This is a genomic window from Sphingomonas kyeonggiensis (genome assembly GCF_030812785.1).
Taxonomy (GTDB): domain Bacteria; phylum Pseudomonadota; class Alphaproteobacteria; order Sphingomonadales; family Sphingomonadaceae; genus Sphingomonas; species Sphingomonas kyeonggiensis_B.
This window is the reverse complement of the sequence record NZ_JAUSTJ010000002.1, coordinates 40820-56516: the sequence shown is the minus strand read 5'-3', so window position 1 is coordinate 56516 and position 15697 is coordinate 40820. Positions and strand designations below refer to the sequence as shown.

The window sequence follows — 15697 nt, the reverse complement described above, 5'->3', positions numbered from 1 at the left end:
CCCCATGCCTGTTCCTGCCGGGCGGGAGAATAGACGCTGGCCGGTAGCGGCGCCATAAGGCAGCGCATGGAGCGGCTGTTGCTTTTCGATACGGCGATGCGGCTGATGGGGGTCGGCCAGCTGCTGCTGATGGCGGCGGTGATCGGGCGCAGCGCCGCGCCGGCACGCATCCGCTGGGCGACAATCGCGCTGCTGGTGTGCGTGGCCGCCTATCTCGCGATCGTCTCGCCAGCGCTGCACCTGTGGCGCTCGCTGGCCTGGCCGGTGATCCAGCTCTTCTCGCTCAACGCGCCGCTGGCGCTGTGGGTGTTCGCCCACCTGATCTTCGAGCGGCGCGTGGACAAGCGCCTGTTCGGCCTCGCTTTGGGCGTGACGCTGGTCGACTGGCTGCTGTTCGCCCGCGCGCTCTACGTGACGCACGAGATGCCGGTCCTGGCCGGCGCGGTGCAGCATGGCATCGCCTTCCTGTGCGCCGCGCATGCCATCGCCATCGCGATTGCCAACAGGGGTGACGATCTGAGCGAGAAGCGCCGCGTGTTCCGTGTCGGCTTCGTGATCGTGGTCGGCGTGCAGACCCTGGGCATCGTCGTGGCGGAAAGCGTCTATGACCTGCTGCGCACCGACATCTGGCTGATGCTGCTCCAGTCGAGCACCGCGCTGATCGCGATCCTGGCGTTCGGCGTGGCGATGCTCTCGGCCAATGCCGAGCTGCTGTTCGATGCCGATGCCCCCAAGCCCGAGCGCGCGTTGCTCTCCCCGGCCGAGCATGTGCTCAAGCAGAAGCTCGACGCGGCGATGGCCGCTCATGTCTACCGCGAAAGCGGGCTCACGATCGGCGTGCTCGCCGACAGACTGGGCGTGCCCGAGCACCGGCTGCGCGCGTTGATCAACCAGCGGCTGGGCTATCGCAACTTCTCTGACTTCCTCAATTCGCACCGGATCGGCGACGCGCGCGCCTGGCTCGGCGACCCGGCCCGCGTCGACCTGCCGGTGCTCACGCTCGCCATGGACCTGGGCTATGGCAGCCTGGCGCCGTTCAACCGCGCCTTTCGCGACATGACCGGCACCAGCCCGAGCGAGTATCGCCGCACCGCCATAATCGAAAAAAGCTGATCGATTCCGGAAATGCGCGGCATTTTCCGGGCGCGGCGGGACCGGGCCAAACGCGCGGGGTAACGCGCCGCCATCCGCTTTCGAGGATGGCACATGCATTGGATGATCCCGCTCGCCGCGCACGGCGTGCACAGCTTCACTGTCGAGCTTGTCCGTTATCTGGTCGCCGCCGGGGTGATGACCGGCATAGTCTGGGCGGGTGCCCGCTGGACCGCCGCGCGACGCATCCAGAAGCGCGCGCCGACGAGGCGGGATCGCGCCCGCGAGTTCGGAAATTCGATGCTGTCCGTCACTATCTTCGCGCTGTGGAGCATTGCCACGCTGGCGATGAACCAGGCGGGGATCATCCACGTCACCTTCGCCGCGCCGCTCTGGTGGCAGGCCGCGCTCGAGTTCGCCGGAATCGTGATCGCGCACGATGCCTATTTCTACTGGATGCACCGCGGGCTGCACACCAGGGCGATGTTCCGCCGTGCGCATCTGACCCATCACAAGTCGCGCACGCCGACGCCCTGGGCCGCCTATAGCTTCGCGCCGATCGAAGGCATGCTGGAGGGCATGTTCCTGCCGCTCTTCCTGCTCCTCGTGCCGATGCACGGGATCGTGCTGATCGCCTTCCTGCTCCACCAGATCGGGCGCAACGTGCTCGGCCATTCGGGGCACGAACTGATGCCGCCGGGGTTCACGCGCTTCCCCCTCACCGCCTGGCTGACCACGGCGACGCATCATGACCTGCACCATAGCGGCGGCGGACATAATTTCGGGCTGTACTTCACCTGGTGGGATCGCTGGATGGGCACCGAGCATCCGGGGTATCACGGGGCTTTCGAGGCGGCGGCGCTGCCCTGGTCCGGCGCGGGCGGATCGGCGTCCCAGGACATCGCCTCCCAGTCGTAGATGAAGCGATGCTTGCACGGCGCGCTATCGGGGTCGACGATGCGGAAGCGGGAATAGATCGCCGCATCGCCCTTCCCACCGGTGAAGGCGGAGCCACTGAGCAGAACGACCTTCCGTTCTTCCCCGCCGAAGAACTTCGCGGGACCGTAGATCGCGTAGCGGGTACCCCTGGCATCCTTGAGGCGATAGACGCGCGTGGCCCCATGGGTCGCAACGAGGGTGCCGCGATCGCCCGGCGTCTCCGGCGGGCCGAACAGCTGGCTCTCTATGATCGCGTACCCTGCGCCCGGCCCGCGCACCCGGGCATGCATCGATTCGGTCCCCGCCTGGAAATCCTCGAGGCGCTGGCCGGCTGCCAGGTCCAGGCTGCTGTAATTGAAGCAGACCGCAAGCGGACCGCGCAGCGGCGCCGGCCGCGCATCGGCATCCTGCGCGAACCCCAGGAAGAGAGCAGCCAGCGCGATCGTCGCGGGCATGCCGTCACCCCATCGTCGGAATGATGAAGGCGCTGTCGCCGGTGCCGCCACCATCGGGCCAGCGCTGGGTGATCGTCTTGACCTTGGTCCAGAACTTCACGCCTTCCATGCCGTGCTGGTTGGTGTCGCCGAACGCCGAACGCTTCCAGCCGCCAAAGGTGTGATAGGCGACCGGCACCGGGATCGGCACGTTGATGCCGACCATGCCGACATTGACGCGCGCGGCGAACTCGCGGGCGGCATGGCCGTTGCGCGTGAAGATGGCGACGCCGTTGCCATATTGGTGGTCGCTCGGCAGCTTGAGCGCGGTCTCGAAGTCCGGCGCGCGGACGATCTGGAGGACCGGGCCGAAAATCTCTTCCTTGTAGCTCTGCATGTCCGGCGTGACGCGGTCGAACAGGCTCGGCCCGATGAAGAAGCCCTGCTCATGGCCCTGGAGCTGGAAGCCGCGGCCATCGATCACCAGCTCGGCGCCTTCGTCGACGCCGGTCTGGATCCAGTTCTCGACGCGCTGCTTGTGCGCGGCGTTCACGACCGGGCCGTAATGCGCCTCGGCATCGGTGGAGACGCCGACGCGGAGCTTCTCGATCGCCGGGATCAGCTTCTCGCGCAGGGCATCGGCCGTCTTGTCGCCGACGGGGACGACCACCGGCAGCGCCATGCAACGCTCGCCCGCCGAGCCGAAGGCGGCGCCGGACAGATCGGCGACGACCTGGTCGAGATCGGCATCGGGCATGACGATGCCGTGATTCTTGGCGCCGCCCATCGCCTGGACGCGCTTTCCGGCCTCGACGCCACGGCGGTAGACATAGTGCGCGATGTCCGACGAGCCGACAAAGCTGACCGCCGAGATCGCCGGGTGATCGAGGATCGCGTCGACCATTTCCTTGTCGCCGTGGACGACCTGGAGGATGCCCTCGGGCGCGCCGGCCTCGAGCATCAGCTCGGCGAGGCGGACGGGGACGCTGGGATCGCGCTCGGACGGCTTGAGGATGAAGGCATTGCCGCAGGCGATGGCGACGCCGAACATCCACATCGGGATCATCGCCGGGAAGTTGAACGGCGTGATGCCCGCACCGATGCCAAGCGGCTGGCGCATCGAATAGACGTCGATGCCGGGACCGGCGCCCTGGGTATATTCGCCCTTGAGGACGTGCGGGATGCCGCAGGCGAACTCGATGACTTCGAGGCCGCGCTGGATGTCGCCCTTGGCATCGGCGATCACCTTGCCATGCTCGGAGCTGAGCAGGTGCGCCAGCTCGTCCATGTTCTTCTCGACCAGCGCCTTGAAGGCGAACATCACGCGGGCGCGGCGCTGCGGGTTGGTCGCCGCCCAGCCGGGCTGGGCAGCCTGGGCGGCGGCGATCGCCTTGTCGAGATCGGCCTGGCTGCCGAGCTGGACCTGGGCCTGGACCTGGCCGGTGTTGGGGTTGAAGACCTCACCCGTGCGGGCACCCGCGCCGCCGCTATGGCCGACGATGACATGGTCGATGTTACGCACCATATTTCTCCTGCTTCAGGCTCTGGCGGCCCGACTCACTGTGTAATTTAATTACGCACTGGCACAAGAAACGGTCGCTGTCACGCGCCGGTCGACAGGGCGTCTCTACTGGGTGGCGTAGCCGATCGGCACGGGGAGCAGGCGGCCATTGGCGTCGCCGATCACCATCACTTCGACGCCGAATGCCTGGCGCAGCTTCTGGTGCTCCAGTGCCTCACGGGCAGGCCCGAAGGCCAGCATGCGCCCCTGGCCGAGCAGCAGCACGTCATCGGCCAGCCGGGCGGCGAGGACCGGATCCGCGAGCGTGACCACCACGCCGATGCCCTGTCGCGCGGCGTCGCGGAGCTGGGCGATCCGGGCCAATTGCGTGAGGGGATCGAGCGCGCTCAGCGGATCCTGGGCGAACAGCCAGTGCGGCTTCCCGGCGATGGCATCGGCAAGGTCGAGCGGCTTCCTGCCGAACAGGCCGCGGCGCCCTGCCCCCGGCTGCGCGATCGCCCCGGCGCGCTCGGCCCCGGTGAACCGGCCGATCAGCCGGCCACCAAGGCGGACCTGCCCGGCATCCGCATCGGCCCGGCCGGCCAGCGCGCGCAGCAGCAGCGCCTTGCCCGACCCGGCAGCCCCGAGAATCACGACGACCCTGCCCGGTTCGAGCACCGCGTCGACACCCTCGACCCCCCGGTGATCGGCATGGCTCAGGGCCAGATTGTCGATGCTGAACTTCATGGCTTTGGTCCTAGTCACCGGCGGATGACAGGCTGGTTACAGGCGGGCCCGCCACTTTCGCAAGAAATCGCCCGTAACCCGCGAAAAAATGCGCTTTGTCTCGGTACTGTAACGCTGGGCTAAGTGCGCATTTACCAAGTGCCACCTATCCGGCAGGCAATGTCTCTCGCCGATCCCCCGCTTGCCCCGCGCGGCACCTGGCTTACCGAGCGCGAGCTCGATCCGCCGCTGTTGACGCTCACCGACACGATGTGGCGGGCGGCGGAGCTGTTCGGCAGCGATCCCGAGCTGCGGCTGGTCGCCATCGTCGACGAGAAGGCCCGCCCGCTCGGCGCGATCTTCGAGAAGGACGTGCGGCGGCTGCTGCTCAACCCCTTCGGCCATGCGCTGATGCGCAACCCGGCGTACGGTGCGGCGGTGTCGCGCTATGTCCGCGCCTGCCCCGCCGCCGAGATGACCGAGGATCTCGGTCGGCTGATGGAAGCCTATCGCGCCTCGGGCGGCAGCGAGGGCATGATCCTGACCCGGGGAGGCCGGGTGCAGGCGACGGTGAACAACCGCCGGCTCGTCCATCTTGCCGCCGAGCGCGAGATCGCCACGGCGCGCGCGCAGGTGGAGCGCGCGGCGCGGATCGAGGCGGCGAGCAAGCGGTTCGAGGCGCAGGTGGAGGCGCTGTCGCGCGACATGGGCGATCTCTCGACCGAGCTGGAGGACGGCGCGGTGGCGACGGCGGACCGGGCGAGCGGCCTGGGCGACCGCGCGATCGCAGTGGCGACCGCCGCCTCGCAGACCAGCGACAACATGGCCGAGATCGCCGCGCGCGGACGCGAGCTGGCCGGCGCGCTCTCGGGCATCGCGCACAATACCAGCGACGCGCGCCAGGCGGCAGCGGCGGTCACCCAGCTGGTCGAGACCGGCAGCGAACGCACCCGCGACCTGCTCCATTCCGCCCAGTCGATCGATTCGGTGATCGGGCTGATCAGCGACATCGCGCGGCAGGTGAACCTGCTCGCGCTCAACGCCACGATCGAGGCGGCCCGCGCCGGCGAGGCGGGGCGCGGCTTCACCGTGGTGGCGAACGAAGTGAAGCAGCTCTCGACCCAGACCGGCATCGCCGCGGACCGGATCACCGCGCATGTCCGCGAGATCCGCGGCGGGATCGACGAGGTCGCGGCCGGGCACAACCGGGTGGAGCAGGCGATCGGCGCTATGGCGACGCTGGCCGATGCGGTGGAAAGCGCGGTCGCCCGGCAGGAAGAGGCGACGCGGACGATCGCACGCAACGTCGACGAGGCGGTGCACGCCAGCACGGGCATCCAGCGCGACGTCGAGGCGATCGGCGGCACCTCGCGCGACGCATCGGCCCAGGCGCGGGCGATGCGCGAAGTGGCGGGGCGGCTGCACGTCGGTGCCGACGCGCTGTCCGACCAGGTCCATGCCTTCCTGGCGGAGCTGCGGGTAGCCTAGCCGGCCGCGGTGACGATCTCGACCCGGGCGGGCATCTGCACCCGGCCGTCCTCGAAATGGCCGGAGCAGATCTCGGTCAGGCGGGCGTGCGCCCTTTCGCGCAGCTCTGCGGGAGCATCGGCGAGCGGAGCGGCCATCGACGAGGAGGCGAGCAGGAAGGCCGCGGCAGCCTCGGGCGTGTCTCCCGGCACGGGCAGCATGCAATGCACGCTCCGGCTGGCAGTGTCCTCGAAGCCGGCGGCGCCGAGCAGCGCGATGAGCTTGGCCGGATCGCCATAGCGGCACGGGCCGGGCGCGTCGGGATCGGCGGACGCCACTTCCATCACCGAAGCGACCGTCGCGCGAAGCTGCGCCATGAAGCCGACCTCGGCGGCCGGTCCCCAGACGGCGAAGGCGAGGCGCCCGCCGGGTGCGAGCCAGTGGCGCAGATTGGCGAAGGCTGCGGCCGGATCCTCGAAGAACATCACCCCGAAGCGCGAGGCGAGCCGGTCGAAGGGGCGATCGGGCCGGTAGGTGGAGACATCGGCCTCGACGAAGCGCGCGACGTCCCCGGCGCGGGCGGTGGCGGCGGCGACGAGGTCGGGCGAGATGTCGAAGCCGGTGACTTCGCTGCCGGCGGGCGCCGCCGCGGCGATGGCGCGGGTGGTGCCCCCACCCCCACAGGCGATCTCGGCGATCCTGCAGGGCAGGTCGAGCGCGAGCGCCTCGATGAGCGGCATATCGACCGGCGCGAGCAGCGCCTCCATCCCGTCGAGCTTGTCGCGCCACAGCGCACCGCGACCGCTGGCCCAGTCATAGCCGGATTCGGAAAGGCTTTTCTGCATGGGGACGAGGATGCGCCGAAGCACAGCAGGATACCAGAGCGCCTTTTAGTCCTCCGCCGCGGTCCGCGGCTTGCGGCGTGTGCGCGTGCCCTCCTTCGCTCCGGCCGAAGCCGGTGCCCTCCCGTAGAGGCCGAGCAACTCGCGCGCGATCTCGACGCGTGCGCTGTTCCGCACCGCAGGATCGCCCTCGATCGCGTCGAGAATGCTGATCGACATGCCGACGGCGTTGATGCGCTCGAGCACTTCGACATGGCGAGTCGCCTGTTCCATCGTGGCGCGATAGATCACCAGGAAGGTACCGGCGATGAACTGCAGGATCACGCCGCTGACCGCGGGAAGCAGCGGGCCGGTAAGCTCGGCCGGCGCGACGATCGCGCGCCAAACGCCGATGCCGATCAGCACGCCGCCAACGATCATCGCCGAGACCACAACGCGGTATATTGAACTCACCTGGCTGAGATTGCGGTCCAGATAGCTTTCGAGCTTGCGGCGGGCAGCGTCCCAGGCGAATTTCGAGACCTGCGGATTGGCCCGCGCCTCCTTTTCCGCATCCTCTTCCACCTGCTCCTTCTTCTGCCGCAGCAGGAAGCGCTGGTACGAAATCACCACGAGGCCGTAAAAGGCGCCCGCGACGAACCCCGTAACGCCAACGGCCGTCGCGAGTTTTGGCAGCACGCCATATCCGGCGTTGTCCCACCAGATGCCGCCGATCGCCATCACGGCACCGCCGAGATACAGCGCGAAGGAAGCGATCAGATGTCGTCGGATCGCGGGCGGCGCCGCGAAGATGTGATCGAGAAAGGAACCCGCTTCGGCTTTCGCGCCCAGGCCGGCTTGCCGTTCGTGCTCCCCCGCCTCCACAGCCCCTTCTGCAGCTTCGATTATTTCGGCCATGCACCTCTCCCCTGCCCGACCGTCTCGCAGAAATGCGATCGGGCGCAACCTCGCATGCAACCGTTTTGGAGAGAGGTTCGGGGAGCGGGAATGCTGGTTCGAAAAGCAAAAAACCCCGGAAGTCCTGAGACTTCCGGGGTTTTCTATATGGTGGGCGCGGCAAGGATTGAACTTGCGACCCCTGCGATGTCAACACAGTGCTCTACCACTGAGCTACGCGCCCATTGGCCTTTCGGCCGAAACGGGAAGCGGGCCTCTAGCGGGACTTTTCGAACCGCGCAAGGACCCAATATCAATTAAATCCGGCGTTCTCCGCTTCGAACAGCCGATCGACCTCCAGCACGAGGTCGCGCAAGTGGAAGGGCTTGGAGAGGACCTTGGCCTGGGGCACCTGCTTGCCGGCCTTGAGCGTGACCGCCGCGAAGCCGGTGATGAACATCACGCGCATCTCGGGCGCGATCTCGCTGGCCTTCTGGGCCAGTTCGATGCCGTCCATCTCGGGCATCACGATGTCGGTGAGCAGCAGGTCGAACCGCTCGCTCTCGAGCAGCGGCATCGCCGCGGTGCCGCGATCGACCGCGCTGACCGCGTATCCCGAACGCTCGAGCGCCCGGGTAAGGTATTCCCGCATCACGCGGTCATCCTCGGCCAGCAATATTCGGATCATGTTTCCCCACTCGAAATCGACAGGGCTATTCCTATACCGAAAGCCCTTAAGATTTTCCGTTCCCATCCTATCCCATGGCATTGCGGCGCGGCAATGGCAGCCTTAGTCATGACGTCGTGACCGGAGCTTCCTTCGTCCGCCATGGCCCCGCAGAGCCGCTGAGCCCGGTGATCCTGTCCGTGCCGCATGCCGGGCGCGACTATCCGCCGGCGCTGCAGGCGCTGCTCCGTGTGCCGCTGGAAGCGCTGCGCGGGCTCGAGGACCGCCATGCCGACGCCATCGCCCTCGCCGCCCGGCGCGACGAGACGCTGTTCGTCGCCACCCGCCCCCGCGCCTGGATCGACCTCAACCGCGCCGAGCAGGACCGCGACCCACGGCTCGACGACGGGGCCTGGATGCACGGCGCGCCGCTATCGGCGAAGATCCGCTCGGGGTTGGGGCTGGTGCCGCGCCGGGTCAGCAATGCCGGCGACATCTGGCGGCGGCGGCTTGGTGCCGACGAAGTGCAGCAGCGCATCCTCGCCGACCATCGCCCCTGGCACGCAGCGGTCGGCGCAGCGCTGGCATCGGCGCGGGCGCGATTCGGCGTGGCGGTGCTGCTCGACGTCCATTCGATGCCCCCGCTGGGCAGCCCGGCAGTAGCGGCGCGGCTGGTGCCGGGCGACCGGTTCGGCAAGTCGGCCGCGGCGCGCTTCCTCGGGCGTATCGAAGGCGTGGCGCGCGCGCACGGCGTGCGGACCGCGGCCAACACCCCCTATTCGGGCGGGCACATCCTCGAGCGCCACGGCGAGCCGCGCCGCGGCGTGCACGCGATCCAGCTCGAGTTCGACCGAGCGCTCTATCTCGATCCGGCGCTCGACCAGCCTGGGCCGGGACTGGCGGTGGCAGTGCGCCTGCTGCGCGATATCATCGATGCAGTGGCCGACGAGGCCCTGCCGGGAGCGATCGCGGCGGAGTAAACCGCGCCTCAGGCCCGGTTGGCAATCGCCGCCTCGAGCCAATGAATGCGCTTGTGCCATTGCTTGGCAGCCTTCGCGCCACCCCCGACAAACGTCAGCCGGTCTTGCGCGCGCGTGAGTTCGGCCTGCAACTCCGCGATGCTGAGTGCAGCCAATTCTTCGTCGCGGTGGGGAACCCGGATCGCTTGCCCATGCGAGCCAACTGCCGGGCCGCGGCCTCGTTGACAAGCGCACATAAAAAACCACCTCGTGGTTACCCACGAGGTGGCCAAGGTTCAGGGAGGAGACACGCCCGAGGGCGTGCCGTACGGCTTCGCGAAAGGGGGGACACGACGCCGTACACAGCAAATATAAGTGAGGGGTCAGATAGTTCAAGGGGCTGCGTGAAACCGTTTTCCACGCGCGATCAGCCGTTGCGGCGAAGCCCCGGAAGCATGCGCGCGAGCACCTTGTCGCGCAGCAGGAAATGGTGGCGCAACGCCGCCGCGATGTGGATCGCCACCAGCGCAGCCATCAGATAACCGAGCAGCTCATGCGCCTCGTGAGCATTGTGCGCGATGGCCGGCGTGGCGGGCAGCACGGGGATCTCGAACAGGCCGAACCAGTTGATCGGGCGCGGGCGCTCGGGATTGGAGGAGAGCAGCCAGCCGCTGACCGGCAGGATCAGCAGCAGCGCATACAGGATGAAATGGACCGTGTGGGCGGTCGCCTTCTCCCAAGCCGGCAGCAGCTCGGGCAAATGCGGCGGCTTGTTAGTCAGTCGCCAGGCGATGCGGCCAAGCGTGAGCACCAGCACGGCGATGCCCAGCGATTTGTGGATCGGCATCACGCCCCACGCCCGCGGCATCGCGTCGTGGAACAGGCCGATGATCAGGTTGAGAAGGACGAGCGCGGCGATCGACCAGTGGAAGGCGATCGCCCCCCGGCTGTACCGATCGCCGCGCCCAGTCCTCATCAAATTATTGGCACATCACGCGTTCGACACGAGCTGCGGCTCGGGCATCTTGCCCTGGCGCAGCTGGCGGCCGAAGATGTCGCGCATCAGGCCCAGCGAGAAGAGGTGGGCGTAGATGAGCGGCAGCATGCCGTTCTGGACGATCTTGCGCAGCTGGTCGCCGCGCAGCTCGTTGAGCTTGTTCTCGTCGATCATCATGAAGCCGCGATAGACGAAGGGCTGCGCCGAGCCGTCCGGCTGGATGGTGACTTCACCGTCGATCAGCAGGTCGAGCTCCTTGAGCTCCTTCATGAACTGCGCGGTGCGGGCACCGGCCTGCTCGAACTGCTCGTTGAACTGCAGGATGTTCTTGGTGGTCTCGCTCGGCTCGCCATTGACGAACAGGGCATCGCCTTCCTCGAACGCGCCGACCGTGTCCGAGGTCGGATCGAAGCAGAGCGACAGCTCGTCGGTGTCCGGGCGCAGGCGCGCCAGCAGGTACGGATAGCGGCGGATATAGGCCGGAACGTAGAAGTTCTGCTCGTTGAGCGAGCCGTCCTCGTCGAAGAAGGTGTTCACGCCTTCGTTGAGCGCCATCAGCGCCAGCGGAACCGGCTCCTCGCCCTGCGAGAAGACGATCGGCATGAAACGCTGGACCAGCGGGAATTCCTCCACGGTGACCGGCACCGCGTGCTGCTTGGCGAGGAACGGCGCCTTGTCGGCGGCGCGAATCTTGTATTCGGCGTGCTGCTGGCTCGAGAGCGGCAGAAGCTCGTTGTAGAACAGAGGCAGCGACTGCTGCGGGGCGGAAGCCATCCTAAATCTCCTGGGAACAAAATGCTGATGTCTGGAATCCCGGGGCGAGGGTCTATGGGGTGTCAGCCTCGGGCGCAAGGCTTACGAGCTTGCCGGGATTTAGGATTCCACGCGGATCCAGTGCCATTTTGATCGCCTTTAGGGCCGCGATGCGTGACGGCGGGCTCAGCCGTTCCAGTTCGGCACGCTTCATCTGGCCGATTCCATGCTCGGCCGAGATCGAGCCGCCTTCGGCCACCACCATGTCATAGACCAGGCGGCTGATAGCCGGCCCGTCGCCGGCATACCAGCCGTCGCGGTCGACGCCGGCCGGCGCGCGGACATGGAAATGGACATTGCCGTCGCCGAGATGCCCGAAGGCCGTGGCGGTCGCGCCGGGGAAGCGGCGCTCGGCCTCCGCGGCGGCCTCGATCATGAAGCGCGGCATCTTGTCGACCGGCACCGAGATGTCGTGCTGCATCGCCGGCCCGAGCGCGCGCTCGGTCTCCGAGATCGAATCGCGGATCTTCCAGAAGCTCTCGACCTGCGCCTCGCTCGCCGAGATCACCGCATCCTCGGCCAGCCCCGCCTCGAACACCGGTGCGAGCAGCCGCTCGAGCAGCTCGGCGGGCGGCTCGGCGCCGGGCTCGGTCGCGACCGATTCGATCAGCACGTGCCAGGCGTGCGCGCCGGACAGCGGCGCGCGGATGCCGGGAATGTGCCGGACGACATGGCCGACGATCTCGCCCGGGATGATCTCGAAGCTCTCGATCGTGGCGGTGCGTGCCTCCATCATGCGCAGGATCTTCAGCGCATCCTCGGGGCTCGCCACGCCCACCCAGGCGGCGGCGCGCTCGACGATCGCCGGATAGAGGCGCAGCGTCGCGGCGGTGACGATACCGATCGTGCCCTCGGCACCGATCAGCAGCTGGGTGAGGTCGTAACCGCGATTGTCCTTCTTGAGCGGGGCGAGCCCGTCATGGATCGATCCGTCGGGCAGCACCGCCTCCACCCCCGCGACGAGGTGGCGCATGTTGCCGAAGCGCAGCACCTGGGTGCCGCCGGCATTGGTGGAGACCAGCCCGCCGATCGTCGCGCTGCCCTTGGCGCCGAGGGTGAGCGGGAAGCGGCGGTCCTGCTCGGCCACCGCATTGTGGAAATTGGTGAGGATCACGCCGGCCTCGACCACGGCGAGATTGCCCACCGTGTCGATCGCGCGGATGCGGTTCATCCGGCGGGTGGAGAGGAGCAGGGCCGAACCGTCCTCGGGCGGGGTCGCCCCGCCGACCATCCCGGTATTGCCGCCCTGGGGCACGATCTTCACCCCAAGCTCGCCGGCGAGGCGGACGATCTCAGCCACCTCCTCGGTCGATCCGGGGGAGAGAAGCGCCGGCGCGCTGCCGTGATAACGGCCGCGCCAGTCCGATTCCCAGGGAGCGATCTCCTGGGCGTCCGTGGTGACCGCCTTGGGGCCGAAGCGTTCCAATACGGTATCGACGAGCTGCTGTTGTGCTGGTGTCATGACATTTTTGGGCTAGCACGCTGGGCACCAGTTCATCCACTGTTCAAACCTGGGTCGTACATAACCAACGCGAAATGCCGAATCCGTTTGCCGTCACCTCCAGCCTGCTGCTCCTCGCCGCCGCGCCCGCCGCGGCGCCTGCTGGCGCGCCCGACTGGACCGGAGCGAGCTTCACGCTCCAGCAGCAGGGACAGCAGCAGCGCGTGACGATCCAGGTGCCGCGCGTCACGATCACCAGCAGCACCACCATCGTCGTGCGCCGCGCGCCGCGCCTGATCGAGAAGAAGGCCAAGGACTGCGTGAAGGTCCAGGACATTTCCGGCTTCGCGGGCGTCAACACCCAGGACAGCGTCGATCTGGTGCTGCGCGACGGTTCGCTGTTGCGCGCCAAGCTTGGCCGCAAATGCCAGGCGCTGGGCTTCTACAACGGCTTCTATGTGAAGACGAACAAGGACCAGAAGATCTGCGCCGGACGCGATTCGATCCGCACCCGGGCGGGGCGCTCCTGCGACGTCGAGAACTTCAGGACGCTATCGCTGGAACGCTGAAGGTTTGGCCCGGAGATACGCGAAAAGCGTATTTCGAGGCGGTGCGGGCGCGCTCCTTCATATCCGGAAACGCCTCTGTGCTTGACTTTGGCCGATAAATCCGCAAGCGCGTGCAGACTTCGCGCGTGGGTTTTGCCACGCCGATTTTCCGGAAAATTGCATGAGCTTTGCCGATCTCGGCCTTTCTGACGAACTTCTGCGCGCAGTGACCGATGCGGGCTATACCGAGCCCACGCCGATCCAGCAGCAGTCGATCCCCCCGGTCCTCATGGGTAAGGACCTTATCGGCATCGCCCAGACGGGTACCGGCAAGACCGCCGCCTTCGTCCTTCCGATGATCGACATCCTCGGCGAAGGGCGCACCCGCGCGCTGATGCCGCGCTCGCTCATCCTCGAGCCGACGCGCGAGCTGGCCGCCCAGGTCGCCGAGAATTTCGAGAAGTACGGCACCCACCACAAGCTCTCCATGGCCCTGCTGATCGGCGGCGTGCAGATGGGCGACCAGGTGAAGGCGCTCGAAAAGGGCGTCGACGTGCTGATCGCCACGCCGGGCCGGCTGATGGACCTGTTCGGCCGCGGCAAGATCCTGCTCAACGGCTGCAGCCTGCTCGTCATCGACGAGGCGGACCGGATGCTCGACATGGGGTTCATCCCCGATATCGAGGAAATCTGCACCAAGCTGCCCAAGGAACGGCAGACCTTGCTCTTCTCGGCGACGATGCCGCCGGTGATCAAGAAGTTGGCGGACAAGTTCCTCAACGATCCCAAGCGCGTGGAAGTCGCCCGCCCGGCGACGACCAACACCAACATCAAGCAGTTCCTCGTCGAGACCACGACGATGAAGAAGCGCGAGACGCTGCGCGGGCTGCTCGAGGCCGAGAACGTCCAGACCGGCATCATCTTCTGCAACCGCAAGACCACGGTGCGCGAGCTCAACAAGAGCCTGCAGCGCCACGGCTTCCGCTCGGCCGAGATCCATGGCGACATGGACCAGCCGGCACGCCTCGCCGAGCTGGAGCGGTTCAAGAAGGGCGACGTCAACATCCTCGTCGCCTCGGACGTCGCTGCGCGCGGGCTCGACATCAAGGGCGTCAGCCACGTCTATAATTTCGACGCGCCCTGGCATCCGGACGACTATGTCCACCGCATCGGCCGCACCGGCCGCGCGGGGGCGAAGGGCACCGCCTATACGCTGGTGACCAAGGAAGACGCCGAGAATATCGAGAATATCGAGAAGCTCACCGGCCAGAAGATCAACCGCGTAAAGCTGAAGACGGCGGCCTCCGCCCCGTCCGAGGACGAGCGCGAGGAAGCGCCGCGCAGCCGCAGGCGCAAGGCCGACGAAGACAAGGGCGCCGAGCGCGGCGCTCGCGGCAAGGCGAAGAAGGCCGAGCCGAAGCAGCGGGACGAAGATCGCCGCGAGGAGCCGCTGTTCCGCGAGAGCCGCAGCCGCGACGAGCAGCCGCGCCGCGAGCGTGGCGGTCGCCGCCGCGACGAGCGCGATGACGGTCCGGACGTGGGCTGGAACGGCCCGATCCCGGACTTCCTGAACTACACGCTCGCCGCCGAATGATCCGGCGCGCCGGGCTGGTGCTTGCGCTGGCGGCAGCGATGCTGCCCGGCGCGGCGCTGGCCCAGCAGTCCGCACCGCGGCTCAAGGCGCGCACGCTCGCCCAGCTGCCGCTTCCCCTGCCCGCGCCCTATGACGCGACCCGCGACGCCCGCAAGGATATCGACGCGGCGCTTGCCCGGGCGAAGAAGTCGGGCAAGCTGCTGCTGATCGATCTCGGTGCCAACTGGTGTGTCGATTGCCGGGTACTGGCCGGCGTGCTCGAGCTTCCCGAGATGCGTAGCTGGCTGGCCCGCAATTTCGAGCTGGTCCAGGTCGATATCGGCATTTTCGACCGCAATCTCGACCTGCCCCGCCGCTTTGGCGGCGCCCCGCTCCAAGCGGTGCCGGCGATCCTGGTGGTCGATCCGCGCACCGGCAGGCTGCGCAATCGCGACGACATACTCGGCCTGGGCGATGCCCGGCTCCTGCAGCCCCAGCAAATGGCCGACTGGCTCGCGCGCTGGACGCGATGATCGAATATGTCCCCATCATCGAAAGCCCCTGCGTCAGCATCTGTGTGATGGACGAGGCGACCGGCTGGTGCATCGGCTGCGGCCGCACCCTCGACGAGATCGCCCGCTGGGGCAGCACCGACCAGGCCGATCGCGACGCGGTGATGGCGGAGCTGCCGGCGCGGATGGAGAAGCTCGCTTCGTAAGCGCGCAATTGTGACGAACGCGCCGCCGGCGGGACCAGCGACATGGACAGCGCCCCGCCCGGATTGCGATCCCGGAAGCGGCTCCGGCGGACACGGAGCGCCCA

At 67.7% G+C, this 15697-nt stretch carries 18 protein-coding genes and 1 tRNA gene; 8 read left to right on the top strand and 11 right to left on the bottom strand.

The window, feature by feature from the left end:
• Positions 1-78: 78 nt before the first annotated feature.
• Positions 79-1113 carry an AraC family transcriptional regulator gene (locus J2W22_RS09715; protein WP_307118075.1) on the top strand — a complete coding sequence of 345 codons (1035 nt, stop codon included), beginning with the start codon at positions 79-81 and terminating at the stop codon, positions 1111-1113.
• Positions 1114-1206: 93 nt separating this feature from the next.
• Complete coding sequence (locus tag J2W22_RS09710) at positions 1207-2010, top strand: sterol desaturase family protein (protein ID WP_307118074.1); 804 nt, start codon at positions 1207-1209, stop codon at positions 2008-2010.
• On the opposite strand, the gene J2W22_RS09705 is transcribed toward J2W22_RS09710, so the two are convergent.
• The 3 genes from J2W22_RS09705 to J2W22_RS09695 form a co-directional block, all read right to left on the bottom strand.
• On the bottom strand, positions 1929-2486 hold the full coding sequence (locus J2W22_RS09705) for a hypothetical protein (protein WP_307118073.1): 558 nt from the start codon (positions 2484-2486) through the stop codon (positions 1929-1931). The genes J2W22_RS09710 and J2W22_RS09705 overlap by 82 nt on opposite strands.
• Positions 2487-2490: 4 nt before the next feature.
• Entirely contained in the window at positions 2491-3987 is a 1497-nt protein-coding gene (locus J2W22_RS09700) for a CoA-acylating methylmalonate-semialdehyde dehydrogenase (protein ID WP_307118072.1), read from the bottom strand.
• A gap of 105 nt (positions 3988-4092) precedes the next feature.
• Positions 4093-4713 carry an ATP-binding cassette domain-containing protein gene (locus J2W22_RS09695; protein WP_307118071.1) on the bottom strand — a complete coding sequence of 207 codons (621 nt, stop codon included), beginning with the start codon at positions 4711-4713 and terminating at the stop codon, positions 4093-4095.
• Positions 4714-4872: 159 nt separating this feature from the next.
• Between J2W22_RS09695 and J2W22_RS09690 the strand changes: the two genes are divergently transcribed.
• The gene (locus tag J2W22_RS09690; RefSeq protein ID WP_307118070.1) at positions 4873-6180 is read left to right on the top strand and encodes a methyl-accepting chemotaxis protein; all 1308 of its coding nucleotides are present in this window, start codon (positions 4873-4875) and stop codon (positions 6178-6180) included.
• Here J2W22_RS09690 and J2W22_RS09685 read toward each other — a convergent pair.
• From J2W22_RS09685 to cpdR, 4 genes are all read right to left on the bottom strand, one after another.
• Positions 6177-7004, bottom strand: a complete 828-nt coding sequence (locus J2W22_RS09685; RefSeq protein WP_307118069.1) for a class I SAM-dependent methyltransferase — start codon at positions 7002-7004, stop codon at positions 6177-6179. The two genes, J2W22_RS09690 and J2W22_RS09685, sit on opposite strands and share 4 nt — an antisense overlap.
• 45 nt (positions 7005-7049) lie before the next feature.
• Positions 7050-7946, bottom strand: a complete 897-nt coding sequence (locus J2W22_RS09680; RefSeq protein ID WP_307118068.1) for a TRADD-N-associated membrane domain-containing protein — start codon at positions 7944-7946, stop codon at positions 7050-7052.
• Positions 7947-8046: 100 nt separating this feature from the next.
• A tRNA-Val gene (locus J2W22_RS09675) sits at positions 8047-8121 on the bottom strand.
• A gap of 69 nt (positions 8122-8190) precedes the next feature.
• Entirely contained in the window at positions 8191-8565 is a 375-nt protein-coding gene (gene cpdR, locus J2W22_RS09670) for a cell cycle two-component system response regulator CpdR (protein ID WP_307118067.1), read from the bottom strand.
• A gap of 74 nt (positions 8566-8639) precedes the next feature.
• Here cpdR and J2W22_RS09665 point away from each other — a divergent pair, with 74 nt between their 5' ends.
• Positions 8640-9524 carry an N-formylglutamate amidohydrolase gene (locus J2W22_RS09665; protein WP_373422965.1) on the top strand — a complete coding sequence of 295 codons (885 nt, stop codon included), beginning with the start codon at positions 8640-8642 and terminating at the stop codon, positions 9522-9524.
• Positions 9525-9532: 8 nt separating this feature from the next.
• Here J2W22_RS09665 and J2W22_RS09660 read toward each other — a convergent pair whose 3' ends face one another.
• The 4 genes from J2W22_RS09660 to J2W22_RS09645 all read right to left on the bottom strand — a co-directional run bounded on the left by J2W22_RS09660 (position 9533) and on the right by J2W22_RS09645 (position 12775).
• A complete protein-coding gene (locus tag J2W22_RS09660; RefSeq protein WP_307118065.1) occupies positions 9533-9679 on the bottom strand; it encodes a hypothetical protein in 147 nt (48 codons plus the stop codon).
• Positions 9680-9930: 251 nt separating this feature from the next.
• Positions 9931-10479 carry a cytochrome b gene (locus J2W22_RS09655; protein WP_307118064.1) on the bottom strand — a complete coding sequence of 183 codons (549 nt, stop codon included), beginning with the start codon at positions 10477-10479 and terminating at the stop codon, positions 9931-9933.
• A 15-nt stretch (positions 10480-10494) separates the two neighbouring features.
• Positions 10495-11274, bottom strand: a complete 780-nt coding sequence (locus J2W22_RS09650; RefSeq protein ID WP_307118063.1) for a SapC family protein — start codon at positions 11272-11274, stop codon at positions 10495-10497.
• A gap of 52 nt (positions 11275-11326) precedes the next feature.
• Positions 11327-12775, bottom strand: a complete 1449-nt coding sequence (locus J2W22_RS09645; protein ID WP_307118062.1) for an FAD-binding oxidoreductase — start codon at positions 12773-12775, stop codon at positions 11327-11329.
• Positions 12776-12849: 74 nt separating this feature from the next.
• Here J2W22_RS09645 and J2W22_RS09640 point away from each other — a divergent pair, with 74 nt between their 5' ends.
• The 4 genes from J2W22_RS09640 to J2W22_RS09625 all read left to right on the top strand — a co-directional run bounded on the left by J2W22_RS09640 (position 12850) and on the right by J2W22_RS09625 (position 15593).
• The gene (locus J2W22_RS09640) at positions 12850-13323 is read left to right on the top strand and encodes a hypothetical protein (RefSeq protein ID WP_307118061.1); all 474 of its coding nucleotides are present in this window, start codon (positions 12850-12852) and stop codon (positions 13321-13323) included.
• 160 nt (positions 13324-13483) lie between these two features.
• The gene (locus tag J2W22_RS09635; RefSeq protein ID WP_307118060.1) at positions 13484-14896 is read left to right on the top strand and encodes a DEAD/DEAH box helicase; all 1413 of its coding nucleotides are present in this window, start codon (positions 13484-13486) and stop codon (positions 14894-14896) included.
• Complete coding sequence (locus J2W22_RS09630; protein WP_307118059.1) at positions 14893-15408, top strand: thioredoxin family protein; 516 nt, start codon at positions 14893-14895, stop codon at positions 15406-15408. The genes J2W22_RS09635 and J2W22_RS09630 overlap by 4 nt, the downstream gene beginning before the upstream one ends.
• The gene (locus J2W22_RS09625; RefSeq protein WP_307118058.1) at positions 15405-15593 is read left to right on the top strand and encodes a DUF1289 domain-containing protein; all 189 of its coding nucleotides are present in this window, start codon (positions 15405-15407) and stop codon (positions 15591-15593) included. The genes J2W22_RS09630 and J2W22_RS09625 overlap by 4 nt, the downstream gene beginning before the upstream one ends.
• The last annotated feature ends 104 nt before the right edge of the window (positions 15594-15697 follow it).

What these genes read in the sequence shown, in the direction of transcription:
- J2W22_RS09655 (WP_307118064.1), bottom strand. Translation starts at nt 10,479, where the DNA reads ATGAGGACTGGGCGCGGCGATCGGTACAGCCGGGGGGCGATCGCCTTC.
- J2W22_RS09710 (WP_307118074.1), top strand. Translation starts at nt 1,207, where the DNA reads ATGCATTGGATGATCCCGCTCGCCGCGCACGGCGTGCACAGCTTCACT.
- J2W22_RS09640 (WP_307118061.1), top strand. Translation starts at nt 12,850, where the DNA reads ATGCCGAATCCGTTTGCCGTCACCTCCAGCCTGCTGCTCCTCGCCGCC.
- J2W22_RS09705 (WP_307118073.1), bottom strand. Translation starts at nt 2,486, where the DNA reads ATGCCCGCGACGATCGCGCTGGCTGCTCTCTTCCTGGGGTTCGCGCAG.
- J2W22_RS09650 (WP_307118063.1), bottom strand. Translation starts at nt 11,274, where the DNA reads ATGGCTTCCGCCCCGCAGCAGTCGCTGCCTCTGTTCTACAACGAGCTT.
- cpdR (WP_307118067.1), bottom strand. Translation starts at nt 8,565, where the DNA reads ATGATCCGAATATTGCTGGCCGAGGATGACCGCGTGATGCGGGAATAC.
- J2W22_RS09635 (WP_307118060.1), top strand. Translation starts at nt 13,484, where the DNA reads ATGAGCTTTGCCGATCTCGGCCTTTCTGACGAACTTCTGCGCGCAGTG.
- J2W22_RS09645 (WP_307118062.1), bottom strand. Translation starts at nt 12,775, where the DNA reads ATGACACCAGCACAACAGCAGCTCGTCGATACCGTATTGGAACGCTTC.
- J2W22_RS09665 (WP_373422965.1), top strand. Translation starts at nt 8,640, where the DNA reads ATGGCATTGCGGCGCGGCAATGGCAGCCTTAGTCATGACGTCGTGACC.
- J2W22_RS09685 (WP_307118069.1), bottom strand. Translation starts at nt 7,004, where the DNA reads ATGCAGAAAAGCCTTTCCGAATCCGGCTATGACTGGGCCAGCGGTCGC.
- J2W22_RS09630 (WP_307118059.1), top strand. Translation starts at nt 14,893, where the DNA reads ATGATCCGGCGCGCCGGGCTGGTGCTTGCGCTGGCGGCAGCGATGCTG.
- J2W22_RS09695 (WP_307118071.1), bottom strand. Translation starts at nt 4,713, where the DNA reads ATGAAGTTCAGCATCGACAATCTGGCCCTGAGCCATGCCGATCACCGG.
- J2W22_RS09625 (WP_307118058.1), top strand. Translation starts at nt 15,405, where the DNA reads ATGATCGAATATGTCCCCATCATCGAAAGCCCCTGCGTCAGCATCTGT.
- J2W22_RS09690 (WP_307118070.1), top strand. Translation starts at nt 4,873, where the DNA reads ATGTCTCTCGCCGATCCCCCGCTTGCCCCGCGCGGCACCTGGCTTACC.